Origin of the sequence: Nostoc sp. C117 (genome assembly GCF_043099735.1) — a bacterium.
GTDB lineage: Bacteria > Cyanobacteriota > Cyanobacteriia > Cyanobacteriales > Nostocaceae > Nostoc.
The window spans coordinates 5,566,445-5,592,032 of the sequence record NZ_CP170991.1 but is presented as its reverse complement, the minus strand read 5'-3'; the positions used below and the strand labels follow the sequence as shown (position 1 = coordinate 5,592,032).

General features: G+C 40.8%; 23 protein-coding genes and 3 pseudogenes. 21 read left to right on the top strand and 5 right to left on the bottom strand.

Annotated features, from left to right (window positions below; translation table 11 throughout):
* Positions 1-13: 13 nt before the first annotated feature.
* Positions 14-196 carry a hypothetical protein gene (locus ACFG4S_RS24195; RefSeq protein ID WP_392531490.1) on the bottom strand — a complete coding sequence of 61 codons (183 nt, stop codon included), beginning with the start codon at positions 194-196 and terminating at the stop codon, positions 14-16.
* A gap of 102 nt (positions 197-298) precedes the next feature.
* Here ACFG4S_RS24195 and ACFG4S_RS24190 point away from each other — a divergent pair, with 102 nt between their 5' ends.
* The 4 genes from ACFG4S_RS24190 (at position 299) to ACFG4S_RS24175 (ending at position 3,063) form a co-directional block, all read left to right on the top strand.
* Positions 299-553, top strand: coding sequence for a SemiSWEET transporter (locus tag ACFG4S_RS24190; RefSeq protein WP_392531489.1), 255 nt, complete (start codon positions 299-301; stop codon positions 551-553).
* Between the two features lie 108 nt (positions 554-661).
* Positions 662-2,317: a B12-binding domain-containing radical SAM protein gene (locus tag ACFG4S_RS24185; RefSeq protein ID WP_392531488.1), complete on the top strand. Its 1,656-nt coding sequence runs from the start codon at positions 662-664 to the stop codon at positions 2,315-2,317.
* 91 nt (positions 2,318-2,408) lie between these two features.
* Complete coding sequence (locus ACFG4S_RS24180) at positions 2,409-2,597, top strand: CPXCG motif-containing cysteine-rich protein (protein WP_012411100.1); 189 nt, start codon at positions 2,409-2,411, stop codon at positions 2,595-2,597.
* 19 nt (positions 2,598-2,616) lie between these two features.
* The gene (locus ACFG4S_RS24175; protein WP_392531487.1) at positions 2,617-3,063 is read left to right on the top strand and encodes an SRPBCC family protein; all 447 of its coding nucleotides are present in this window, start codon (positions 2,617-2,619) and stop codon (positions 3,061-3,063) included.
* A 99-nt stretch (positions 3,064-3,162) separates the two neighbouring features.
* Here the strand turns inward: ACFG4S_RS24175 and ACFG4S_RS24170 are convergent.
* Positions 3,163-3,564 (bottom strand): annotated as a pseudogene (locus tag ACFG4S_RS24170) (Uma2 family endonuclease); the annotation flags it as partial.
* A gap of 365 nt (positions 3,565-3,929) precedes the next feature.
* On the opposite strand from ACFG4S_RS24170, the pseudogene nrdJ reads away from it, so the two are divergent.
* The 8 genes and pseudogenes from nrdJ (at position 3,930) to ACFG4S_RS24130 (ending at position 13,523) form a co-directional block, all read left to right on the top strand.
* A pseudogene (gene nrdJ, locus ACFG4S_RS24165) lies at positions 3,930-6,524 on the top strand (ribonucleoside-triphosphate reductase, adenosylcobalamin-dependent).
* A gap of 226 nt (positions 6,525-6,750) precedes the next feature.
* Positions 6,751-6,969 carry a hypothetical protein gene (locus ACFG4S_RS24160; RefSeq protein WP_392531486.1) on the top strand — a complete coding sequence of 73 codons (219 nt, stop codon included), beginning with the start codon at positions 6,751-6,753 and terminating at the stop codon, positions 6,967-6,969.
* Between the two features lie 1,159 nt (positions 6,970-8,128).
* Positions 8,129-8,923 carry a hypothetical protein gene (locus tag ACFG4S_RS24155; RefSeq protein ID WP_392531485.1) on the top strand — a complete coding sequence of 265 codons (795 nt, stop codon included), beginning with the start codon at positions 8,129-8,131 and terminating at the stop codon, positions 8,921-8,923.
* Between the two features lie 82 nt (positions 8,924-9,005).
* Positions 9,006-9,452 (top strand): hypothetical protein, encoded by a 447-nt coding sequence (locus ACFG4S_RS24150; RefSeq protein ID WP_392531484.1) that lies wholly within the window; start codon positions 9,006-9,008, stop codon positions 9,450-9,452.
* Between the two features lie 433 nt (positions 9,453-9,885).
* Positions 9,886-10,170, top strand: coding sequence for an RNA recognition motif domain-containing protein (locus ACFG4S_RS24145; protein WP_392531483.1), 285 nt, complete (start codon positions 9,886-9,888; stop codon positions 10,168-10,170).
* Between the two features lie 325 nt (positions 10,171-10,495).
* On the top strand, positions 10,496-11,665 hold the full coding sequence (locus tag ACFG4S_RS24140) for a pyridoxal phosphate-dependent aminotransferase (RefSeq protein WP_392531482.1): 1,170 nt from the start codon (positions 10,496-10,498) through the stop codon (positions 11,663-11,665).
* Positions 11,666-11,848: 183 nt separating this feature from the next.
* The gene (locus ACFG4S_RS24135) at positions 11,849-12,286 is read left to right on the top strand and encodes a secondary thiamine-phosphate synthase enzyme YjbQ (protein ID WP_392531481.1); all 438 of its coding nucleotides are present in this window, start codon (positions 11,849-11,851) and stop codon (positions 12,284-12,286) included.
* 184 nt (positions 12,287-12,470) lie between these two features.
* A complete protein-coding gene (locus ACFG4S_RS24130) occupies positions 12,471-13,523 on the top strand; it encodes a Rieske 2Fe-2S domain-containing protein (RefSeq protein ID WP_392531480.1) in 1,053 nt (350 codons plus the stop codon).
* A 2-nt stretch (positions 13,524-13,525) separates the two neighbouring features.
* Here the strand turns inward: ACFG4S_RS24130 and ACFG4S_RS24125 are convergent, their stop codons facing one another.
* Positions 13,526-14,203: an SDR family oxidoreductase gene (locus ACFG4S_RS24125; RefSeq protein ID WP_392531479.1), complete on the bottom strand. Its 678-nt coding sequence runs from the start codon at positions 14,201-14,203 to the stop codon at positions 13,526-13,528.
* Between the two features lie 280 nt (positions 14,204-14,483).
* On the opposite strand from ACFG4S_RS24125, the gene ACFG4S_RS24120 reads away from it, so the two are divergent.
* Entirely contained in the window at positions 14,484-16,250 is a 1,767-nt protein-coding gene (locus ACFG4S_RS24120; protein WP_392531478.1) for a WD40 repeat domain-containing protein, read from the top strand.
* Here ACFG4S_RS24120 and ACFG4S_RS24115 read toward each other — a convergent pair.
* A complete protein-coding gene (locus tag ACFG4S_RS24115; RefSeq protein WP_392531477.1) occupies positions 16,247-16,477 on the bottom strand; it encodes a hypothetical protein in 231 nt (76 codons plus the stop codon). The genes ACFG4S_RS24120 and ACFG4S_RS24115 overlap by 4 nt on opposite strands.
* 337 nt (positions 16,478-16,814) lie before the next feature.
* Between ACFG4S_RS24115 and ACFG4S_RS24110 the strand changes: the two genes are divergently transcribed.
* From ACFG4S_RS24110 to ACFG4S_RS24080, 7 genes and pseudogenes are all read left to right on the top strand, one after another.
* Entirely contained in the window at positions 16,815-18,959 is a 2,145-nt protein-coding gene (locus tag ACFG4S_RS24110; RefSeq protein WP_392531476.1) for an NACHT domain-containing protein, read from the top strand.
* A complete protein-coding gene (locus tag ACFG4S_RS24105; RefSeq protein ID WP_392531475.1) occupies positions 18,944-19,342 on the top strand; it encodes a tetratricopeptide repeat protein in 399 nt (132 codons plus the stop codon). The genes ACFG4S_RS24110 and ACFG4S_RS24105 overlap by 16 nt, the downstream gene beginning before the upstream one ends.
* A gap of 78 nt (positions 19,343-19,420) precedes the next feature.
* Positions 19,421-19,840, top strand: a pseudogene (locus tag ACFG4S_RS24100) (Uma2 family endonuclease); the annotation flags it as partial.
* Between the two features lie 77 nt (positions 19,841-19,917).
* Positions 19,918-20,478 carry a Uma2 family endonuclease gene (locus tag ACFG4S_RS24095; protein ID WP_392531474.1) on the top strand — a complete coding sequence of 187 codons (561 nt, stop codon included), beginning with the start codon at positions 19,918-19,920 and terminating at the stop codon, positions 20,476-20,478.
* Between the two features lie 80 nt (positions 20,479-20,558).
* Positions 20,559-21,119: a Uma2 family endonuclease gene (locus ACFG4S_RS24090; protein WP_392531473.1), complete on the top strand. Its 561-nt coding sequence runs from the start codon at positions 20,559-20,561 to the stop codon at positions 21,117-21,119.
* Between the two features lie 120 nt (positions 21,120-21,239).
* Complete coding sequence (locus ACFG4S_RS24085) at positions 21,240-21,431, top strand: hypothetical protein (RefSeq protein ID WP_392536066.1); 192 nt, start codon at positions 21,240-21,242, stop codon at positions 21,429-21,431.
* Between the two features lie 90 nt (positions 21,432-21,521).
* The gene (locus ACFG4S_RS24080; protein ID WP_392531472.1) at positions 21,522-22,658 is read left to right on the top strand and encodes an AI-2E family transporter; all 1,137 of its coding nucleotides are present in this window, start codon (positions 21,522-21,524) and stop codon (positions 22,656-22,658) included.
* Between the two features lie 258 nt (positions 22,659-22,916).
* Here ACFG4S_RS24080 and ACFG4S_RS24075 read toward each other — a convergent pair whose 3' ends face one another.
* A complete protein-coding gene (locus ACFG4S_RS24075; protein WP_392531471.1) occupies positions 22,917-23,786 on the bottom strand; it encodes a DUF4231 domain-containing protein in 870 nt (289 codons plus the stop codon).
* A gap of 596 nt (positions 23,787-24,382) precedes the next feature.
* Between ACFG4S_RS24075 and ACFG4S_RS24070 the strand changes: the two genes are divergently transcribed.
* A complete protein-coding gene (locus tag ACFG4S_RS24070; protein WP_392531470.1) occupies positions 24,383-25,552 on the top strand; it encodes a homocysteine biosynthesis protein in 1,170 nt (389 codons plus the stop codon).
* Positions 25,553-25,588 lie beyond the last annotated feature (36 nt).

The window sequence follows — 25,588 nt, the reverse complement described above, 5'->3', positions numbered from 1 at the left end:
CGGATTATTCTTGCTAAGACCGTGATATATTTTTAGATTCCCGACTGATTAAATAAGTCGGGAATTTTGTTGTTAATCTGTTGTAGCGATCGCTCAACAGTGTAAAATATCTAGTACAGCGTTGCGTTAAGCAGAGAAGGGCGATCGCTGATAAATCAGGCAACGACCTACAACCAAGACTTTCTGTTGTGGACACAACAACAAGCTGAGTACTTGAAGAAAGGACATTGGGATTTTTAAAAATTTAGATAGAATTGCTATATATTATGGTATTGCAACTTAATATAAATAGTTAAGCATGGATTTTCTGACAATTCTCGGATTAGCTGCCGCCACAATAACCACAATCTCATTTTTGCCACAGATGTTTAAAACTTGGCAAACAAAATCAGCAAAAGATGTTTCTTTGGTTACGCTAATTACATTCATGACTGGAGTTTTTTTGTGGTTAATATATGGAATTTATCTACAATCTTTACCAATCATTCTTGCGAATAGCGTGACCTTGTTTTTTAACTTCATAATTCTATGGCTTAAAATTAAATATAGATAACCCTGCTTATAACTAAGACTTCTAACACTATAAAAAGTATTATTAGTAAAACTAATTGCAAACTACTTTTGTATCGCCTTTGTCTAAGTGTATTAATTACCAATTATCATGACATCATCTCTATTTGACTCGGAACGCCTTTTATTTACACCTACTACCCCAGACAGCAACGCTATTCCCCTCATCTTCGCCTTTCCTAATGAGTACACTGTGGGTATCACTAGCCTCGGCTATCAGGTAGTTTGGGCGACTTTGGCAATGCGTGATGATGTACAGGTGAGTCGTTTATTTACTGATACTCACGAACAACTACCTAGAAAGGCGGAAATTGTTGGTTTTTCTATTTCCTGGGAATTAGACTATGTAAATATTTTAAACTTGCTGGAATCTTTAGAAATTCCTATTCAGGGAACCGATCGTGATGATTCTCATCCCCTCATTTTTGGTGGTGGCCCCGTTCTCACTGCTAACCCCGAACCTTTTGCAGATTTTTTTGATGTCATTTTGCTGGGGGATGGCGAAACCCTGTTAGGGAATTTTATTGAGGCTTACAAAGAAGTCAGAAATGCCTCCAGACCAACTCAACTAAGAAGACTTGCACAAATACCAGGAATTTATGTACCCAGTTTGTATGAGGTGGAATATCACACAAAAGATGGTTTAATCAAGTCAATTAAACCAATTTCGCCAGAAATTCCCGCAGTCGTGCAAAAACAAACTTACCGAGGAAATACTTTATCAGCATCGACTGTAGTCACTGAAAAAGCGGCATGGGAAAATATTTATATGGTGGAAGTGGTGAGAAGTTGTCCAGAAATGTGCCGCTTTTGTTTGGCGAGTTATCTCACTCTGCCTTTTAGAACGGCTAGTCTGGAAGATTCATTAATTCCAGCGATCGCCAGAGGCTTAGAAGTTACAAATCGGCTAGGATTATTAGGGGCTTCAGTAACGCAGCATCCAGAGTTTGAGACTTTGCTAGATTATATTAGTCAGCCAAAATATGATGATGTTCGTCTCAGTATTGCCTCAGTGCGAACTAATACTGTCACAGTCCACCTAGCAGAAACATTGACGAAACGAGACACGCGATCGCTTACCATTGCTGTAGAAAGTGGTTCCGAAAAAATCCGGCAAATCATCAACAAAAAGCTGCATAACGATGAAATCATCCAAGCAGCCATAAATGCCAAAGCTGGTGGGTTAAAAAGCTTAAAACTCTACGGAATGGCAGGACTTCCCGGTGAAGAACCAGAAGATTTAGAACAAACTGTGGCAATGATGCGTAGTATCAAAAAAGCTGCACCGGGATTGCGGCTAACCTTTGGGTGCAGTACCTTTGTACCCAAAGCACACACACCATTTCAATGGTTTGGAGTAAATCGTCAAGCAGAAAAACGGTTGCAGTTTTTGCAAAAGCAGCTCAAACCACAGGGGATAGAATTTCGTCCAGAGAGCTATAATTGGTCGATTATACAGGCATTGATATCAAGGGGCGATCGCAGACTCTCCCAACTTCTCCAACTGACTCGTAACTTTGGGGATTCCTTGGGTAGCTACAAACGCGCTTTTAAGCAACTCAAAGGACAAATCCCCGATTTAGATTTCTACGTTCATTCTAATTGGTCAACAGAGCAAATATTGCCCTGGAGCCACTTGCAAGGACCTCTGTCACAGTCTACACTACTAAAGCATTTGGCTGATGCTAAGAGTTATATTAATCCATCCCCAAAAGAACTACAGCTAGCACTGGGGACTAGGGATTAGGGACTAGGGACTAGGGACTGGAAATTAAAAATTAATACTCAGTACCCAATACCCAGTAACCAATACCATTGAATTCATCGCTGAAAACTTGATGCAAAACACCGCTGAGTATTACTGCGCCTATTGCGGCGAACCAAACTTAACCTTCATTGATTTGAGTGCTGGAGGACAACAATCCTATGTAGAAGATTGTCAAGTTTGCTGTAACCCAAATATTTTGTATGTGCGGGTTGATGAAGACACCCTAGATATCGAGATTGATACTGAATCAGAAAGTTGAATTTTAGGTTTTTCTTTCCATGCTGCACTTTAAATATTCCTCAGTAATTAACGCGCCATTAGAAGTAGTTTGGAAATTTCACGAAAGGCCAGATATTTTACAACTGTTGAATCCCCCTTGGCAGCCAGTTCAAATAGTCCGTCGTGAGGGAGGCCTGAACGTAGGGGCGATCACAGAATTTCGCCTATTTCTGGGGCCATTACCTTTAACTTGGTTAGCGCGTCATACTGAATGTGAAAAATATCGCCTGTTTACTGACGAACAGATATCTGGTCCTTTTGAGTCTTGGATACATCGACATGAATTTGAACCAGAAGATGGTAAAACGAAGCTGACTGATAATATTTCCTTCTCAATGCCTGGTGGAGGAACAGTTGAATTTATCAGTGGTTGGTTAGTGCAAGCACAACTAGAAGCGATGTTTCGTTATCGCCATTATGTAACAAAACGAGAATGCGAGTTATGATCGGCAAATGTGCTGCTAACTAAATTTAGGAAAGTAAAGCAAAAACCCACAACCAAGGATGAAATTTTTTCATCCTTATTTTATTTTCTACTCCCTTTGTCACTCCAAAGAATCAGGATCTACACCAAGCGATCGCAATCTTTCTGCTAATAATTGGGTGCGTTGTTGGGCAACTTTTGCCTCTTCTTCTGGTGTTAACAGCCTTTTTCCTTGCCGATCGTACCAATACAACCACTCGCGTGGTATGCCTACATAAGTTCCCCATTCTATGCCAATTCCTAAATCAATCTCTGGTAGCCAAACGTAATTACTATCTTCTAATGCAGTGTAACCACCATTAATTAATTTGTATACTTCCAAGCGTGGCTTTCGACGACGATTCGGGTTGTAGACTACATAATACAAAACCCCTAATTTTGCATACTCTGCTTTTTTAGTAGAGTACTCACCGCGATAAGTTTGAGATACTACTTCTAGCGCTAATATCGGCGACTTTCTCTCAGACCTAACCCCACCCTCCCAACCCCTTCCCTACTAGCGTTGGGGAGCAAGAATCCAAGCCTCTCTCCGAAACGGAGAGAGGCTTGGAAGTGGGGTTTCAAGAATAAGTCGCACATCGCTTTATATTAGGATTCCTAATATGAGTGATAATCAGACTGAAGAGGTAAAAATACTTATAAAGTAAAAGTATAAATTAAAACTTAGTAACCAAAACCTACGTAAGAGTAGACACTATTATATATCATTAACTTCTGTTGTAATTAGTACGGCGTGGCGCTAGCGTAAAGTGGACAATTTGACAATCTTTAATACTAAATCTACTTGGCGTATAGTCATAATCTGTTCGCACGCAACAAGACTTGATTATGGTTCAGAAGCTTGAAAAAAAACGCCAGAGCGTAGGGTTTCCAGAGACTGCCCCTGCTGCTAATCCTGTATTTTTTAGAACCTATAGCCGCCGGACAAAGGCAGGTTTGAGGGAAACATGGGATGAGGTATGCGATCGCACTTTACAGGGCTTAATCGAGTTGGGAAAACTCCGACCAGAAGAAGTTGCTATATTGGATCGGATGCAGCGCAACCTAAAAGCGATGCCCAGTGGGCGTTGGCTATGGGTTGGTGGCACAGACTGGATAACCAAACCAAAGAACTTTTCCGGGGCTTATAATTGCACCTCCACCAATCTCGAAGATTGGAGTGCCTTCGGATTAATGATGGATTTAGCAATGATGGGCTGTGGTACTGGAGCTGTCCTAGAACCACAATATATTAACCAGCTACCCCCCATCCGTAATCAGTTGAATGTCACTGTAAAAGGTGAAATTGGTAGTACTGTTAAAGTTCAGCGTCGTGAATATACTGAAACTCATATAGAAGGCAACAAGGTCACTATTCACGTTGGAGATAGTCGTGAAGGTTGGGTTGAATCATATCAAACCCTGTTAGAACTCTCTACTAATCAACGTTTTTCAGAAGATGTTGAAGTATTAGTTGATATCAGCGATGTCCGCAAGGCAGGAGAAACTCTCAACGGCTTTGGCGGAGTTGCCAATCCGGTAAAATTACCTGGACTTTATCAGCGTTGTGCCTCCATTCTGAATAAAGCTAAAGGACGACAATTAAATTCAGTTGAATCTTGTCTATTAATCGATCAAGCGGCTGTCACAATTGTTGCTGGTAATATTAGGCGATCGGCTGGCATGAGGCAAGGTTCTAGCGAAGATAGTTTGTTCGCTGATGCCAAAGATAACCTATGGCAACAGGATGAAAGTGGCAACTGGCGAATCGATCCTGAACGTGATGCTCTGAGAATGGCAAATCATACCAGAGTTTTTCACCGCAAGCCGACCTTAGAAGAATGTATTGATGCTGTCCGCAAGCAATATTACAGTGGCGAAGGCGCGATTCAATGGGCTGGTGAAGCTGTAGCGCGATCAAATGTTGATTTGTTGCCAACACAGGCTTTAAAAATTGATTTCTTGAAAGCTTATGAACAAGGAACAGCAAAAGAATGGTTGCAAGAACGCTATCCTCAGCTTGATGCTAATGAGCTAGAACATCGTTTGGCTCGCTATGGGCTAAATCCGTGTGGTAATTGATTTTGCCTCACGTTAAAAACCTCGCAAAAACGGGGAAAGCTGAGATGCTAATCCCGTGGTAATCAAAGGAATTAAAAAGTCTTTGATACCGTACAGCGTAGAGAGTGAAACTAGATTACACCACAAATTTGTGTCTAGAATATAATCTCTCCAAGAGTGCGGGGGCATATGTGAAAAGCACTTTTACGATCTGAAGTCACATATGCAAAAGGTACGCGGAGCTACTGCAAATAATCAAGCAGTAGAACTAGGGGATAAAAAGCCTCTAGGATAACAAAATTGGAAATCATCGGCACTAACTTCCACTGCAATTTGTCAGAGGTTCATCTCAATCAAATAGACCCATATAACTATAAAGAACAAGAGGAGGCTTTCACGGCGGCGGCGCTATCTGTAGCAGCACTTTTAAATCACAGATTCTTAGAACCACGCTATCAATATAGCCGTGAATTAGACCCAATTGTGGGAGTTTCTTTTACAGGCTTATTTGATTTCTTTGTTCATGCTTTTGGGGTTGATTGGCTGCGCTGGTGGGAAGAAGGAAGACCCGCTAGTCCACAAGGATTAGCTTTTAAGCGTGAGGAAGAGAAATATTTAAGTTTTTGGAAAGATACTGTGCATCGAGTTGTTTGGGATTATTGCGATCGCCACAATCTCAAACGTCCAAATCGTTGTACCACTGTCCAACCTAGTGGCACTAAGGCTTTATTAACTAATGCTAGTTCAGGTTGGCATCCTCCCAAGGCGCAAAGATTTATTCGCCGCATCACTTTCGGCAAAAATGACCCCGTAGCTTTAGCTTGTATTGACTATGGTTACAACGTCATTCCCTCTCAATCAGACAAAGATGAACTAGGGAATTTACTCAACGATCCTTTCGATCCACGAGTCAGTGAATGGTTAGTAGAAATCCCCGTTTCTGTACCTTGGGCTGATATACCTGGAGCTGATGAAATTGATGTTTCTAAGTTTTCAGTCTTAGCTCAATTTGATTTTGTCCTTCAAGTTCAGCAATCGTATGTGACTCACAACACATCCGCTACTTTAGAACTTCGCTCTGATGAAGTCGAAATTCTGGGACAGCGCATCTACGAAACCATCCAAAATGATCAAGGATATATTTCAGCTGCACTTTTAGCCCGTTTTGACGACCTACAATCATTCCCACGTCTGCCATTTGAACCAATAGATAAAGAAACTTGCGATCGCTTAAATCAAGAAGTGAAAGCACGGCGCAAAACAGATGATTTCTGTGCAGTCCTAAGCCGTTACGATTTAGGAGAAATGACAGAGGCTGGCCCTAGTGGTTGCGACTCTGATAAGTGCATGTTTCCCGATCAGCAACCAATGACTGGGGACTAGGGACACTTCTCTGCGAGAGGCTGCGTCAACGACAAGCTCAGTGCATCGCTGGGGACTGGGGGATAAGGAGATAAACAAAACTTGTAACTCCTGACTCTTAACTCAGCACGGGCTAAACGTCGCGCTATCCATGTACAGCACTCAGCACTCCTAATGCCCCATGCCCAAACACGTTACGATCAATTAAGAAATAATAATTTTTTACGGCAAAGCCAGGAGACTTCTAATGTTCATTAGTGAATTGTCACCTATATTCAGAGAATTTACTCATCATCCAGTGTCATTTCTTGGTGGGTTATTCTCTGGTGTGCTTCGACTCAACCTTGCAGATGATCCCGTTAAAAGTTGGCTGGATCAACAGATCCGCTCAAATAGTTACACTACTCATACAACGGACGCACAAAATGGTAAATCTACTGGTCCTCAGCAGATTTCCATTGATTGATATCTTCCCACACTGATGCCAAACATATAGTGTGGGATTTTCAGGAACTTTCGGTATTCCGTCGGATATTAACTAAAGCTCACTTTTAATTCGACGGAATGCTCTTTCCGACCTTGCGATCGGCACTCTGAGCATGAGCGCTCCCACCCGGTCTGAGGTAAGACTAGCAGGGAAATTGACGTGGCACATTGCACACTCTGCCGTGAAGTTACTGAGGGGGGTTGAGCGTTGATAGTACCATTGATTATCTACGCGGCCGTATGTTAACGTAGCCTATTGTAGAATATTATTACAGTTACCTGAGAAAATACTAGTACTGTACGGTCTAAATCTCAGTACAATCTCAATTAACCAGACTAGTTGCTCATAGGAACTACTTAAATTAGGTAAACTTTTGCGACAGCATAATACTCTGTTGCTTGTCTGTTCTATACTGCGACGAATTAAAATACCTGAATTTAGCGATCGCAACACAATACTTTTCGGGTTTTGGGGGAAAGGGGAAAGGGAAAGGGTTTGAATTTCCCTTTCCCCATTGCCCTTTAACCTTTCCCCAGACCAAAAAAGAGATTATTGGGTTTAACCGAAAAGTATTCGATCGCAACACAAGACTTTGGATCTCACTTTCCACTGAAAAGTCAGGATAGCTACCCCGCAGCTTGGAGCATTTGTAACTATCCTCCATACCCAAAAACTTCAACTCAGTTTTGGGTTGAAGTTTTTCATCTAATACCAATTTAACGTGAAGTTGCACATATCTCGATCCCCCTAAATCCCCCTTAAAAAGGGGGACTTTAATAGATGTTTTTCTGGTTCCCCCCCTCTTAAGGAGGGCTAGGGTAGGGTGTTGACTCTGAGGGTTTTAAAGTGGTAAATTTTCATGCAAGAAGTACGTAGCTGCATAGAAGTTAATGCAAGAGTTTAAAAGCCCAACCAGCCGATTAGCAAGATTGTTTCGCAATGGTCGAGACAATTGGAAAGAGAGAGCTTTGGAAAAACAGAAAAAACTCAGAGCATTAGAAATAAAAGTCAGAGATTTATCAACCTCACGAGACTATTGGAAAAGCAGAGCAAAAATTGCTGAATCAAAGTTACTCAAACAGAACATTGAGACGAGCGAGGGAAAAAAAAAGAGTTAATTTCAAACACTCTAACTAAGTTGCAAACAAGTGGACAGGCTCTTGACAAGGTAGCGAAGGGACATCATTATTCAGTCGAAACAATTCAAATATCATTAGAACAAGTTATCAAGTGCGGTAGTAGTTTGCGAGGAGTCGAAAAGACTTTTGAATTGTACGCTGATTTTTGTAACCAGGGTACTCCAAGCTTTAGTAGTATTAGAAAATGGTTAGGGCGAATTGGTCTGTACGAACTCAATAGAGAAAAAGAATATCGAAGTGATTGGATCTTTATTGTAGATTTGACTGTAGAACTAGGGGCAGAAAAAGCTCTGGTAATTTTGGGGGTTCCACAACAACTACTTGAATCAGAAATTTTTCCTTTAAAACGAGGATTAGGACATCAAGATATAGAACTTCTTGCATTGGAAATTATGTACTCCACTAAGGGAGAATACATATCGCAGAAGCTCTCTGAGCTAACTTCAAAAGTTGGTCGTCCATTACAAATAATAGCTGATCGCGGCAGTGATATCCAAAAAGGTATCAAGCTGTACCAAGAGAATTATCCAGAAGTGATTTACACGTATGATGTGACTCATGCAATGGCTTTACTGCTCAAGCATGAGCTAGTAGCCGATGAAAAATATCAGTCTTTCATCGAGCAATGTACACGATGCCGACAACAACTACAACAAACAGAGCTATCTTTTTTATCTCCACCATCTCAACGTTCTCAATGTCGTTATTTCAATATCGAAAGGCTAATTAATTGGGCTATTAAACTTTTAGATTCTCCAATAGACATACAGGGTAGAACTGCTACCAAATATTGAACCTGCCATTTTGAGGCAAAAATTAAAATCCAAATTAGGATGGTTAATCAATTATCAAGAGCCGCTTAGTATTTGGAGCCAAATGGTTCAAATGACTCGAACTGTAGAGACTCACCTTAAAACTTGTGGGCTGAATCAAAAATTAAGCAGCGTCTTGAAGTTACAGCAATTAACTATAGGAGCCAATTCTCTAGTTAATTTCCAACTAAAAATTATAGATTATTTGACAATTGAAAGTTCTAAAATTCATTCAGAACAGACAATCCTTGCTACTTCTGATGTGATTGAATCGCTTTTTGGCAAATATAAACAGTTTTCTTCTCGATGTCCTTTTAAACAGATAGGTCAGATGATTTTGAGCATTTCTTTATCTACTATGAAGTTGACAGGATCTGTTGTAAAAATTGCCTTAGAAACAGTTCGGTATATTGATCTTGAAGCCTGGTCCGCTCAAGTTTTCGGTCAATCTATGCTTTCAAAGAGAAGAACCGTGTTTACTGCCTCAAATAACGACACGGAAATTGCATGAAAAATTTTGGCTTAATTTCCCACAAAGTCAACACCCTAGGGCTAGGGGGGATCGAATTATATGCAGCTTCATAAAAAATTGGTATCAGGGACTTCCAACAAATAAATTATTCAATTTTGTGGGGTAGACATTTTGTCCGCTCTTGGCTACGGGTGGGCGAGTAAGACGCCCCACCCCACAAGAGTTAATTGGATATTTTTTATTTGCAAGTCCCTAATCAGAGTTTGTAAAATCTCGTACTTTGAAAAATGTCACAATCAGTTATTATATGAGCGTATGCGTAAGTTCAGCCAATCCCACGTGATTTACTCCTCCCCTTAAACATTCACCATGCCTTTGGTGAATCAGAGAGGAATATGCAATATTTGCAATCTTGTTAAATCTGTTTTTCCGCTGAACTAATTGCTCTCTGTTGAAAATTACCCGATCTCACATGACTATTTACGTTGGAAATCTCTCCTACCGCGCTACTGAAGCAGACTTAAGAGCAGTGTTTGCAGACTACGGCGAGGTCAAAAGAGTTGTCTTACCTACTGACCGGGAAACAGGACGACTCCGGGGCTTTGCCTTTGTTGATATGAATGAAGATGCTCAAGAAGACGCAGCCATCACAGAATTAGATGGTGCAGAATGGATGGGTCGTCAACTTAGAGTTAACAAAGCCAAACCACGAGAGGATAACTCACGAGGTAGTTGGTCAAAAAAAGAAGATTTTTGATAAACATAAGCTCCTAGTATAGCAAATTGTTTTCTAGTTAGGCAAGACTAAACCGTTAAAATTTACTAGAAACAATTAGGCAAAAAATAACTTGATTATAAATATGCCCGACTAGTTGCGATCGATTACATAAATAAGCTGTTACGCATTTAAATTGTATATTTTGCCTGAAAGTTATTAAGATTCTAAGGTCAAAAACTAGCTGGGATTTTTGAATCTTGAACCTGGATAGCCTGAGCGCGAAAATATTTGATCTAGGCAGATATCAGCCGATCGCAACTAGTCGCTTTCTCCCCATCCAAAAATACTAAAGCTAACTAAACGTATGGAATCCCTAACCTCTCGTATGCAGGGGGTACAGTCGCCGATTATTCCTGTGGTTGGGGAACTAATTAAAAATTCTCCTGGAACAATTTCTTTAGGACAAGGTGTTGTTTTTTATAGTCCTCCACCTGAAGCAATCGAATTTTTGCCTAAATTCCTCACTGATGCTGGAAACAATCTATACAAATCAGTTGAGGGAATTCCCCCTTTGGTAACAGCACTTGCAGGAAAATTGCAATCCTTCAACAGGATTGAAATTAACGAGGAAAACTGCATCGTCGTCACAGCCGGGAGCAATATGGGATTTATGAATGCCATTCTTGCTATTACCAACCCAGGTGATGAAATTATTTTGAATACGCCTTACTATTTCAATCACGAAATGGCGATCGCAATGGCTGGTTGTCGTGCAGTATTAGTAGAAACCGATGAAAATTACCAACTGCACCCAGAAGCGATCGCTCAAGCAATTACTCCCAAAACACGGGCTGTAGTCACAATTTCACCAAATAATCCTACTGGGGTTGTCTATTCTGAAGCAACATTGCGCCAGGTCAATGAAATGTGTAGGACTCGCAGCATTTATCACGTCAGCGATGAAGCCTATGAATACTTTACCTATGATGGAGTAAAACATATTTCACCGGCTGCATTGGCTGGTAGTAGCAAGTACACCATTTCTCTCTATAGCCTTTCCAAAGCTTACGGCTTTGCGAGTTGGCGCATTGGCTACATGGTGATTCCTAAACACTTACTTGTCGCTGTCAAAAAAGTCCAGGATACCATTTTGATTTGTCCGCCAGTAGTTTCCCAATATGCAGCTTTAGGAGCATTACAGGCAAAAGAGGAGTATTTGCAGGAGAATATTGGGGCAATTGCTCAAGTGCGAGAACTAGTATTAGAATCTCTTAAAGGTCTACAAGGTTTATGTACTATTACGTCTGCTAATGGTGCTTTTTATTTTTTTCTGAAAGTTCATACCGAAATAGATGCTTTTGAATTAGTTAAAAGACTGATCCAGGAATATAAAGTAGCAGTTATTCCAGGTACAACCTTTGGTATAGATAATGGATGTTATTTGCGTGTTGCCTATGGTGCGCTACAACAAGAGACAGCCAAAGAAGGTATATATAGATTAGTGCAAGGTTTGCAAAACATTGTTGAAAGTTAGGAGTTATAACAGATTTCAAGGACGGGGAAGTACTCAATGATTCGTCTCAAATCTTGTTAAAGCAATGGGGTATAGTCAATTCTGACTCCTGAATTATCAATTATACTGTAATATTAAATTTGTGAAGGCGTTACACTATGTTAAAGTAATCACTCTGAAATTAAAAACCAAATTATTGAAGAGATGCCAATTATTAATAAGTTAATTGAAATCGAAACGGAACCTAAAATTAATATTCATAATATAACGCCAAAAATCAAAGATTTTCTAGATTCAACATCAATTAAGAATGGACAAGTTTTAGTATTTTCTCGGCATACGACAACAGCTTTAGCTATCAACGAAAATGAAGTCAGATTGTTAGAAGATGTAAAAGCGTTCTTGCAAAAATTAGCCCCTGAATCAGACAGCTATTTGCATAATGATTTGCACTTAAGAGATGTTCCAGAAGATGAACCGATTAATGCTCATTCTCACTTAATGGCAATGATGCTCACCACTAATGAGATAATTCCAATTGTGGATGGAAAATTAGCTTTGGGAACATGGCAATCTGTCTTGTTTTTTGAGTTGGATGGACCGCGTAAAAGAACTATATTTGTACAAATCTCTGGTGAATAATGCAACTTCAGATCTAAAATGCTCCCAGAAGAACCCAAAAGTGAAAAATTACGAGCTTAAGTAAAAATTGCATCATCAGTTGAATTTACTTACAGCTATTACAAACCTGAAAGAATGTTTCTCAGGATAGCTTTCTTTCTACAAACCAGGACTTTTATTGTGTCAAAAGTAGACGCAGTTAGTTATGAAAAATAACGATAACTTTTTGTTGCGTAATACTTGGTATTATGCTGTGCCTAGTAATCAGATTAAGCCAGGCAGGATGCTGAGCCGTGTTTTCTTAGGAGAACCAGTGCTGTTAATTCGCGATCGCGATGGCAAAGTCTCTGCGATGACAGATATTTGTCCGCATCGTGGTGTGCCCCTAAGTTGCGGTAGATTTGATGGACAGGAAGTCGAATGCTGTTACCACGGTTGGCGCTTTAACTCGGCTGGGGCTTGTACTGCGATCCCCTCTCTTGTGGAAGAACAGCAGATGGATTTGAGGCGCTTCGATGTCCAGTCATATCCAATTCGGGAAGCCCAAGGGAATATCTGGATATATATTGCCGATCGCGATAACCCTCGGCCTGCTTCTGAGATGGAGATTCCGGTGATTCCAGGATTTGGTGAGCGATCGCCCCAATTCTTAACGGTTGTAAAATTCCCCTGTTTTGTCGATCATGCGGTGGTAGGTTTGATGGACCCGGCTCATTCACCTTATGTTCATCGCGCTTGGTGGTGGCGAAATGAGCAATTGCATGAAGAAGTAAAACAATTTGATGCTTCACCATACGGCTTCACCATGCGACGACACCGATTACCAGCCAATGGGGGTAGATTATACTGGCTGATTGGTGGTGGTGTGCCGGAAACCGAGATTTCTTTTCGTTTACCTGGAGTCAGAATAGAAGAAACCACCATTGGAAACAATCGAGTCGTTAATTTAACAGCAGTTACACCGATTTCAGACACAGAAACCGAAGTAACTTTTGCTCTTTATTGGACACTTCCTTGGGTGGGATTTTTCAAACCACTGTTACATATCCTTGCGGGAACTTTCATTGGCCAAGATCGAACCGTTGTAGAAAAGCAGCAAATTGGCCTCAAGTATAATCCTGTGCTGCGGCTGATTAAGGACTCAGATGTGCAAGCGCAGTGGTACTACCAGTTAAAGCGGGAATATGCCCGATCTGTAGCTGAAGGACGAGAATTTGTGAATCCTGTCAAGGGTCAGATACTCCGGTGGCGTGCTTAGAATTACTCCAAAGTAAATTCGGCAAATTTTGTTTGTGCGAATAGCATATTTCGGTCGATGGCTGACAGGATTTTATTATTGGTACGTTGGCTATTTAAACAGCGACAAACTAACTGCGCCACATCTGGACGATTTATGCTGCCAATAATGTGTGGATCTTCAGTTAAAACGCCATTACCTGTTGCTGGTTCTGACTTCAGTCCACCGGGACGCACAATGGTGTAGGTCAGTCCACTAGCAATTAAGTGTTGTTCAGCTTTGTCTTTCTCAGCTAAAACTGTCCCCAATGCTGCTAAAACTTGGGGGGATAAAGCCACAACGCTATTACCAGCACCAATAGAAGACACAAGAATAAACTTTTTTACTCCAGCTTTAACTGCTGCGTCAATTAGATTTCGATTACCGGGGTAATCCGCTCTTTCTACCTCTGTTGGTAAACCGCCAATTGTACTAATAACTGTATCAATAGGTTCATCTGCCAGCATTGTCCGTTCCACATCGTCAACATTCAATGCATCTCCTTGAACTACTTGAATGCCGATTTTTTCTAGTTCAGTAGCAGCTGTTGCAGTTCTCAGGAGCGCTTTTACCTGTAGCTGTTGCGCCCTCAAGTATTGGGCAATTTCTCTACCAACACCGCGACTAGCTCCAGCCAGAAAAATAGAAGATACAGTTGTCATAATTAATTTTAAATTAGCTACTCAGATTCCTATTGACTACTAAAACTGTTTCCGTAGAAACAGTATCTTCTTTACTATATCCATTAGAATTAACTGACATCATCTCAGTCTATGTAGTTCACCTACATCTGTTAATTAAATGTCTAAGTGCTATCCATAGATTAATACTTGTGTTTTATGAGACTAATAAAATTACCGAATTTTTAATTATCTAAAAATTATAAACTTGAGTAATTGCTTGGTGTAGCTTACCTTAGGTATGCAATAGTGTGCCGCTCTCATGCAGATGGATTGGATTAGCTTACTTAAAGCTCAACAAACTGATTTCCTTCAACGTGTGAAAAAACCGAGAACTTATGATTTGTCTTTGCTGGAAAGTCAAGTCAAAGGTTGTCACACGGAAATTATGGCATTTTGGGGCGAGCCATTGGCAAAACTCCTAGAGCTTTCTCGCCAACAAGCAGAAGTTCTGGCCAAAAATCCGCCGCCAACGCCGCCTGAATATCCTGAACCGCCGGATTGGACGATACCTTTTCCGACATATTTTCAGCAGCAAGCCCAAGATTATCTTTTGCGAGAGCAAATTGTCGATCGCATCATCACTGAACGCCTCGGCAAATTGGTAAAAAAAATACCACAAGATACCTTGCAAAACATCAGTTTAGATGATGAGGGAAATTTATCTGGGGAAAGCAAATTTCCTTATGTACTCAAAGAAAATCCCAAGTTAAGTATTCAAGTTTACGTTGCTGATGGTGAAAGTTTTAATGGTATTAAGAAAGACAAAATTAGATGGTCGGTCACTCAAGAAGATTTGAGAAATCACCAAGTATTAATTTTTCTGTGTTTGTTTCATCCATACACAGGTAAATTAGGTTACGAGAAGCAAAGTATCATCACAGGCTTCTTACCAACAAATCAAATTGAATTTACCGATCCAAAAATATATATTACTCCTAGTAACTTGTTATATGCAGGGGGATTGAGTTGGTATTTAGAATCGCTTATTGGCAAAAAAGAGACGTTGCCAGTAATTAATGAAAGGATGATAGAGACAATACAAACTCTGAGTTCAGAGCATTGTCTCAAAAGCATAATCGGTGATTGGGAATGCTGGCAAACTTTACAAGGGCATACCAGAGGAATTAATTGCTTAGCTTTCAGTTACAGGTGTAATAATGGCAACAGCTTACCCATATTGGCAAGTGGTAGCCGTGGTGAAACAAAGCTATGGGATTTAAGCAAAGGTGAATTAATCGATACATTATCAGAATATCCTTGGGTGATATCTGGGCTAGTGGATGAAGTCAATTCCCTAGCTTTTAGTTCCGATGGACAAACTTTAGTGAGTTGCGGTGCAGACTCGACAATTAAGCTTTGGCACGTCGGGGCTCTAGACTTGATCGATATCTTGCACAAACATAATGGGATGGTGCGGTGTGCTGCGTTTACCCCAGATGGGAGAATGTTAGCCACAGGCGGAGATGACAGAAAAATTCTCTTTTGGGATTTGATGCAACGTCAGGTAGCGATCGCCCTTTCTTTAGATGATACAGCAGCTCATTCCCTGGTTTTGAGTCGAGACGGCGAAACTTTGGTGACAGGTAGCTATCGCAAAATCAAAGTTTGGCGTACCTCACCCCAGACGGGAGTCAAAAGTTTAAAGGATGCACAACCGCTGCATACCCTCATGGGTCATTCTCACATCGTTGGTTCCTTGGCAATCAGTGCAGATGGTAAACTGCTGGTGAGTGGTAGCTGGGATCAAACGATTAAAATTTGGCAATTGGAGACAGGGGAACTACTCCACACTCTCAAAGGACATCGAGATCGAGTATATGCGATCGCCTTAAGTCCCGATGCACAAATAATCGCCAGCGGTAGTGCTGATAAAACCATCAAATTATGGCATCTCCAAACCGGGGAATTGCTGGGTACCTTTACAGGTCATGGAAATATAGTCACAGCATTAGCCTTCACAGCTTCCGGCGAGATGTTAGTAAGCGGGAGTTTGGATAAGACAATTAAAATTTGGCAGAGAAGTTAGGAGTTAGGAAACTCCATTAATGAGGCTTTGAACTCCATTAATGAGTCTTTGAACTCCATTAATGAGGCTTTGAACTCCATTAATGAGTCTTTGAACTCCATTAAAGAGCCTTTGAACTCCATTAATGAACCTTTGAACTCCATTAATGAGCCTTTGAACTCCATTAATGAGGCTTTGAACTCCATTAATGAGTCTTTGAACTCCATTAATGAGGCTTTGAGCTTCATTAACGAGTCTTTGATACTCGTGGACAACAAACTCTCAAAACTCTCTGCGCCTCTGCGCCTCTGCGTGAAATTTATAACCCTCTTTTTTCCTCACGCAAAGCCGCAAAGGCGCAAAGAAGAAAGCAAGAGTATGGTCAAATATATAAAAAATGCTGTAATAGGCTCCTGAGAGCTTTTTCCAGCTAGGGAATGAAATTATATACAATAGCCGATCAGTTGCTTATACTCAATGATACCGAGTTAGAACTGACAGTTAAACAAATTTTTGGCTGGTTGACTCTGAGTTAAGTAATACCACGTGCCTTTTTACCAAATTGATGGTATTGGAGAATAGTCTATGGCGATGACGAAACTCTGGAAGTTTTTGCGAAACATTCAGGATTTGAATTGGGGACAAGGCGTAGAGGTAACAAAAACTGGAGCCGAAGCTGCTAAAGCCGTGCTTGACTTGGCAAAAGCAATTAAAGAGCAAAAACCCAATATTCAAAACTTCAAACCATATCTAGAACAGATTTCATCGTTATTAGATGTATTTAATTCTCCTCTCGGTCAAATTACCAAAGAAGTAATTCCCTTTGCACCCATCGCCATTACTATCCTAAAGTTCATTATTGATGCAACCCACAAAGAGCCAACTTTAGAAAACTGTGTCCTACTAGTTAGTCAGGCTGCCTACATAGATAGCTTTCAGGATATTCTCAAACAAGATTCCGAATTACTGAATAAAATCGATCCAAACCTTCCCGCATCTCATGCTTTAGCGTTGCAAATTCAGAAATTAGGTGAGCAAGAATTTGATGAGCGGGAAGTCAAAAAAGCCATTCTCTATTTCCACGAATCTCAACTAGCAGAATCATTTAATCAGATTTTACAGCAACGCTTGCAAGAAGCCGGATTAACCGAAACACAAGCAAAAACCTTAACTGAACGGGTAGCGCGTCATACCGATGAATATATGCAAGACGCATTGGTAGAAGTCGGCGAGAAAGCGGAAAAACTTTGGAAGTGGTATAGCGCTGGAGGAAAAGAAAAGCTAGAGAAAAATCTGAATATTGCAGATTATTTGGAACAGGTAATTAAACCAAAGCCAGAAGAAAAGGTTTTTGATGAAACCGATATTACCTTCCGGGATTTGTATGTACCGTTGAAAGTCAAAGAACTGGATGCCAAAGACGATGCAAATCTGGAATTAGAAGCATGGGTTAAAGCAATATTGAATGATACAGATACAAAACACAAACAAGTTTTGTTTATTCAGGGGGAAGCCGGACGGGGTAAGAGTGTCTTTTGTCGGATGTTTGCCGATTGGGTACAGCGCGAATTACATCCCACTTTTACGCCAATTCTGATTCGGTTGCGAGACTTGCGTGTACTAAAAGATAACTTAACTGATACTCTAGAGAACTATTTACAACACCTTGATTTTGTCACCAGTGATTCAGGCTGGCTGACCGATAAAAATACTCGCTTTTTATTTTTACTGGATGGGTTTGACGAGTTATTACTAGAAGGACGAGCAACTGGCGGCTTGAGGGAATTTTTAGAACAGGTGGAACAGTTTCAAAAAGACCGCCTTTGTCATCATCAGTTTTTAGTTACCGGTCGTCCCCTAGCGCTGCAAGGAATTGAGCGCTTCCTCTCACAAACTAAAAGTCTGAAGCGCGTCGAACTTCAGCCAATGGATGACTCGCTTCGGCAAACATGGCTCGAAAAATGGTCAGTTGCGGCTCATGTTAACAAGAGTGAGTTTGAAGAATTTTTACAGGCTTGCCCCGATGAAGTCAAAGATAACCTAGCACGGGAACCCTTACTACTCTATTTACTAGCGCGGATGCACCGAGACAACCGTCTCAACTCCGAAATGTTTAAAGGTGCAGACCGTATTAAAGCAAAAATCCGCATCTACGACGAATCAGTGAAGTGGGTACTAGAAAAACAGCGTGACAGTGAAAACCAGAATGATAACTCCCGCTTGACTGGATTTGAGAGTGAAGATTTGCGGCAGTTTCTCACGGAAGCCGCTTTGTGTGTCGTGCAGTCGGGGAATGAATCTGCCAGAGTAACGATGCTAGAATCACGGCTCAAAAACAGCAACAACCCAGCAGCAAAGTTAATTCAGGATGCCAGACAGGAAAATGCTTCAGAAAAAAATCAACAAGATAAGCTACTCAATAATCTATTGACGGCATTTTATATTAAACCCGCTTCAGGGGATCGAGGCGGCTCCGTGGAATTTGTCCACAAGAGTTTTTGCGAGTTTTTATTCGCAGAACGGTTACTAGAAAGCTTTGTAGATTGGACAGTCAAGGTAAGCAAGCGTCAGCGCGAAGAAGACTTGGTTACTACATTCGCAATGGACAGGCAGATTTACGATTTATTTGGCTATGGTAATTTAACCCCTGAGATTGTGGAATATTTTATGGGGTTGTTGGCTGAGAGTTCAGAATTTAAGGACGTAGAACGCTTGTGCTCAGTTGGGTGAGAGAAGGCAAAATTCAAGAAGCACAGGAAGCTTTCAAGCAAGCCCAAATATTTGATGACAGTTTGAGAAACTCTGCTGAATTTTGGAATAGCATCTGCTGGGTTGGCTGTTTACACGGCTACGCTAAGGCTGTTCTCCGCTTTGGTGAAAAAGCTATTACCTTAGACCCTGAGAATAAAATCTATCAAGACAGTCGAGGGCTGGCTAGAGTTCTGACTGGCGACTTGGTAGGGGCATTAGAAGATTTTCAGGTTGGTGTAGACAGTGGCGCCCTTGATTACTTTGTGATACAGCGACGGCTACGCTGGATAGAAGCACTGAAGTCAGGAAATAATCCACTCACAGCAGAAGAATTGGAGGAGTTGCGGCGGGTTGAGGGCTAGGCTAATTCGTAATTCGTAATTCGTAATTAGTCAGTAGGGTGGGAAGGCAAAAATCTTTGTAACTTAGCAATCAACTAAAATCAAACTAAAGCTATTTATCTCCGCACACTGCTAGGTAAACGGGCAAAAATCCGCGATGCCAAACCCATCACCTTACCCAACGACTCAGAACCCGTCCCCGATGTGGCTATTGTCAAACCTTTAGGCGAGGTCTACTTAGTACACCACCCTTACCCTGAAGACATTTTCTGGATTATCGAATTTTCTCACTCCACCTTGAGCAAAGACTTAGGTGATAAAAAAGACATCTATGCAGAAGCAGGCATTGCTGAATATTGGGTTGTCAATCTCAAAAATTCTCAGTTGCTTGTATTTCGAGACTAAAAAAATGGGCAATACACAACAGAACTAACATTAACCACAGGTACTATTTCCCCCCTAGCCTTTGTTGATGTATCCGTCCAAGTTCAACGCCTCGTGGGTTTCGCAAAAATATAATTGCACCTGTCAGGAACGAAGGATGCGAGGCAAGCTAATGCACATAATTAAGATATTCTCCTTTATGTTATTTGCTTATGGCGATCGCAATTCAACCCCAACTAACTTTAGACGAGTTCCTCAAACTGCCGGAAACTGAACCAGCATCAGACTTTATCAACGGAGAAATCATTCAAAAACCAATGCCTCAAGCTGAACATAGCCGACTACAGATGAAACTTGGTAACGTCATTAATAACGTAACGGAAAGCCAAAAAATTGCTTACGCTTTCTCAGAACTGCGTTGTACCTTTGGCGGTGCTTCTATCGTTCCTGATTTGGCGGTGTTTCGCTGGGATAGAATTCTTAAAACTTCATCTGGCAGACTCGCTAAACGCTTTGATATTCATCCTGACTGGGCAATTGAAATTCTCTCTCCAGACCAAAGGTTAAAAAAAGTGTTGAGTAAATTATTTCATTGTTCGCGCAATGGTACTGAACTCGGTTGGTTAATCAACCCAGAAGATGAAAGTGTGCTGGGAGTGTTTCCTGGACAGCGAGTGGAATTATACGAAGGTACTGATCAATTACCTATTCTTGAGGGTATCGAGTTGGAATTAACAGCTGAAGAGGTTTTTGGTTGGCTGAGTTGGACGTAATCTCACAATCCAAAATCTAAAATGTCTCAGAGGCAAGCTAATGCACATAATTAAAATATTCCCCTCTATGCTATTTGTTTATGGCGATCGCCACTAACCCCCAACTAACTTTAAACGAGTTCCTCAAACTGCCGGAAACTGAACCAGCATCAGATTATATCAACGGAGAAATCATTCAAAAACCAATGCCTGAAGGTGAACATAGTCTACTTCGAGGTAAGTCATTTGAAGTGATTAATAAATTGGCAGAAAGCCAAAAAGTTGCTTTAGCTTTACCAGAACTTCGCTGCACCTTCGGCGGTGCTTCTATCGTCCCTGATGTGTCTGTGTTTCGCTGGGATAGAATTCCGAAAACTCCATCTGGCAGAATTGTTAATCGCTTTGAAATTCATCCCGACTGGGCAATTGAAATTCTTTCCCCAGACCAAAGGTTCACCAAAGTATTGAGTAAATTATTGCATTGTTCGCGCAATGGTACTGAACTCGGCTGGTTAATCAACCCAGAAGACGAAAGTGTGCTGGGGATTTTTCCGGGACAACGGCTGGAATTATACGAAGGTGCTGATAAATTACCCATTCTTGAGGGTATCGAATTAGAACTGACTGTAGAACAAGTTTTTGGCTGGTTGAGTTTGACGTAAAAAAGCCTTCTCGTTTTCCAAAGAAAGTTGCAAAGGATTGTATCTATAGGTTTATTGTAGAAACTAGGCGGTACAGCGCAAATTAGCGTGTACCACAAAAATTTGTATGCCTTAATTGTTATGGAAAATCAACTAGGATTGGTTCTGAAACTGCTTTTACTCTCAGCTTTGTTATCGATATTAATTAAATATGCAGCGCCTAGTTTATCAATTCCGGCAACTGCAACTAATGCGTTGATAATGATTTTATCGCCGATCGCAATTTTGGCGATCGCTCTCCTCTGGCGATTCCAAGCATACAAACAAACTTAACCCAAATCATCTGGGCACAAGTCCTTAAAATCAGCTAACCTAGCTGAATTACCAGAAAATTGCATTTTACCAACCATTGGGAGTCAGCCTGTGAATCTCGGTCAATGGATTGGCTTAATCGCCATACTTCTTTCTTTATACATCCTGTGGCAAATTAAGGAAGTACTTTTGCTGATGTTTGCCGCAGTTGTTTTAGCCACTACCTTAAATCGGCTAGCGAAACGCTTCCAACGTTATGGAATGAAACGTGGATTCGCCGTCCTCCTAGCAGTAGCTATCTTTTTTGCCGGAATTATAGGTTTTTTCTGGCTAATTGTGCCACCCTTTGCCCAGCAGTTTCAAGAACTAACCTATCGGGTTCCCCAAGGATTTGGGCGCTTTAATAGTTGGCTAGATGCCTTAAGAACCCGCATTCCGAATGAATTGGTACCCTACATCCCAGATTTCAACAGCCTCATCCAACAAGCACAACCTATTGTAAATCGAGTATTAGGAAATTCCTTCGCCTTTGTATCTGGCTCTTTAGAAGTTGTCCTCAAAGTTTTACTAGTATTGGTTTTAACAGGAATGTTATTAGCCGATCCAGTGGCTTATCGCAAAGTATTTGTAAGGCTTTTCCCTTCATTTTATCGGCGACGAGTCGAAGGGATTTTAGATCAATGCGAAGTTTCTTTAGAGGGGTGGGTAACAGGCGCTGTGATTGCTATGGGTGTAGTAGGATTGATGAGTGTAATTGGCTTATCCATTTTGGGTGTAAAAGCAGCACTGGCTTTGGGAGTTTTGGCAGGATTTTTGAACTTAATTCCCAACCTCGGACCAACATTGAGTGTTGTACCAGCAATGGCGATCGCTCTTTTAGATGAACCTTGGAAAGCGATCGCTGTTTTGATTCTTTACTTTATTATTCAGCAAACTGAAAGTAATTTCATCACGCCTGTTGTCATGGCGCATCAAGTCTCGTTACTACCAGCTATAACTTTAATTTCCCAGTTATTTTTCGTAACTTTCTTTGGGTTTTTAGGATTATTTCTGGCATTACCCTTAACCGTTGTCGCTAAAATTTGGATGCAAGAAGTTTTGATTAAAGATGTTTTAGATGAATGGGGAAATCATCATCCCAAAGAAACTGAGTTTGTCATAGTTTCTGAATCTGCCAGAGTAAATAATAATTGGACATCAGAAAACCCAGACCGACCAATTGATGATGCTTTACCCAAAGACGATTAATGGGGATTGGGGATTGGTAGCTTCTTTCTCATGCCCGATACCCAAAAACTCCATCCAGAAGAGGATGGAGTTTTTCATTAGGTTTTTTTCGGGAGCATCCCAATGCAAGCTTAAATCTTTTCCCTCACCCCCAGCCCCTCTCCCAAACATGGGAGAGGGGAGACATAACTCTATTTCCCCTTCTCCCAAACATGGGAGAAGGGGTTAGGGGATGAGGGCTATCAAGGTTTTTGCACTTTTGGGATGCTCCCTTTTTTTCTAATTAGTTACGTCTTTATTTGACTCATTAGATGGAGCCGATTCTTTCTTTTCTGATTGTGTATCACTCCCTTGTTGCACTTGGTTCAGATGAATATTATTCACTTGAACAATAAAGTATTCTAAAGCCTGACTTGCTTTTTGTTGCTGTTGAATTTCATCAGAAACATCATAGCAACGATAAGGCTGAGTCACTCCCAATATAAATTTCTCTTGTTCAGCTTCTAATAATTCAACGGCTGTATTAGCAGCAATAGAGTTCTTTTGAAAAGGAAAAGAAGTAACTATACTGGCGATTATAGAAGCCAGAGCAGGGCAGAGAACAGGTAGCCACTTCAGCCAAGCTTGTCCTGCTTCTAATTTGTCTACCAAAACTAGAATTGGTGTGACTCCTGATAAAACAACTGTTAATAGCTGCAAGCTATAATAAAGGTTTCTTGATACACTCCTAATACTTTTATAATCCTCAATCAAGTCTTGGCAGTACTGTAAAGCCTTTCCTCTAGCCAAAGTCAGAGTATTTTTATCCCAAGAATTATTATTAGTTAATAGGTAAGTATAGAGTTCAGCTTTTTTGGTAATATCCGACTTATCAGCCGCCTTCTTCGATTCCTGAATAAATTGTCTATTGATTAATAACAAAAAGAACAAAATAGTTAGAGATATCGTCCCATAAATTACAACTGTTTTATCAGTTGAAAAAAAAATAATAAACAGAGCAGAAGAGAACAAAGCTGCAAGTAATAAATACTCAACTACCTTCAAGGAAAATAACTTTTTTTCTCCTGAGGGAGAAGACAGACTTTCAAGTTGCTCAGATATTTTAATTTGCTTTTTCTGCTCAAGATGAGTTAATTCGGAAGTAGTCATTGTCTCTTACTCAATTAATTAACAGTTGAAGAAGAATTCAGAAATATTTATTTGAGTTGATGGAAAATCATTTAAGTATCCTAAAGATACATATATTTGATTGATAATGCAAGACCTTTTTGTAAGTAATTTTACGATATTTTATAAGATAATTTAGATACATATAGAGTTGTCGCTGCAAAAAGTATTTGAATTTTTTTGAGGATTTTCACCCTATCTATGGTGCTATTGATGTAGCCTATAGAATTCTTACCTACAAAAAAAACCACCTACATGGGTTTCAAATGTCTATCCAATAATTGTTATGCTCTTGTGAGCCTAAGGGACTTCCAGAAAATAAATTATCCCATTTTCATAGTGGCAGATTCTTTCTCCTCTGCTTCCTCTGCTTCCTCTACCTCCTCTGCATACACAATGATGGAATATTTTTTTATTGGAAATCCCTAATGCTTGCGATCGCCATTTGGGAATTTGTCAGTCAAATTAAGACACTCTCAGAGCAGAATAGATGGGGATAGAAGAGAAACTCCATACATAAGTGTATTGGACTATCGAATCGTATGAATTAAGACAAAAAAGGCGTTAGCACTGATAAGATGCGAACAATTGCAGAAATTAACGACAAAATTAGCAGCCAACGTGCAGTGGTGCTGACAGTAGAAGAATTAAAAGCACGAGTTATAGAAATCGGTGTTGCTAAAGTTGCTAAAGAAGTTGATGTAATTACCACTGGCACCTTTGAGCCGATGGAATCAAGTGGTGCAATCATCAATCTTGGACACACCGATCCGCCCATCAAAATTCGCCGTTGCTGGCTAGATGGGGTTCCCGCATACTCTGGTTTTGGGGCAGTAGATTTATATTTGGGTGCCAGTTGTGCTGTAGAAGCAATGGACGGAGAAGAACTCCGAGAACGTGGTGGCGGTCATGTCATCGAGGATTTGATCGCTGGTAAATCTATACATGTGAGAGCGCAAGGACAAGTAACAGATTGTTACCCCAGAGCGACGTTTGAAACTACAATTACCAGCGAAACGATTAATCAGTTTTATTTATTTAATCCGCGTAATCTTTATCAAAATTTTATTGTTGGTGTGAATGGTGGCGATCGCCCTCTCTTTACTTATCTTGGGCCATTACAACCGCGCTTGGGGAATGCTGTCTACTCTAATCCCGGTGCTATTTCCCCGTTAATTAACGACCCAGATTTGCAACTTATTGGTATAGGTACAAGAATTTTTTTAGGCGGTGGTGTTGGTTATGTCGCCTGGGAAGGCACTCAGCACTTTCCCCTACAAAAGCGTCTCGCTAATCGCACGCCCATTGGCCCTTCGGCTACCTTAGCTTTAATTGGCGATGCCAAACAAATGGATGCTCATTGGGTGCGGGGTTGTTACTTCAAAAGCTACGGACCTTCATTGATGTTAGGCGTTGGCATACCACTCCCTGTATTAAACGAACAAGTAGTTGAACACTGTGCCATACAAGATCAAGACTTAGTAGCCCCAATCGTAGACTTTTCTATTCCTCGCCGTGTTCGTCCTACCTTTGGCTTAGTAAGCTATGCTCAACTCAAATCTGGGCGGATCGTCATTGAGGGCAAAGCAGTACGCTCTGCCCCATTAGCGAGTTTGTTTTTTTCTAGGCAAGTCGCCCTAGAGTTAAAACAGTGGATTGAAGCAGGTAAGTTCACCCTTACAGAACCGGTTTCTCCGATTCCGATGGAGCGTTCCTTTTTACCCCAAGACCGTTGGACGGATTTTTGACCTGGGGAATGGGGATTGGGGACTGGGAAAAATTAG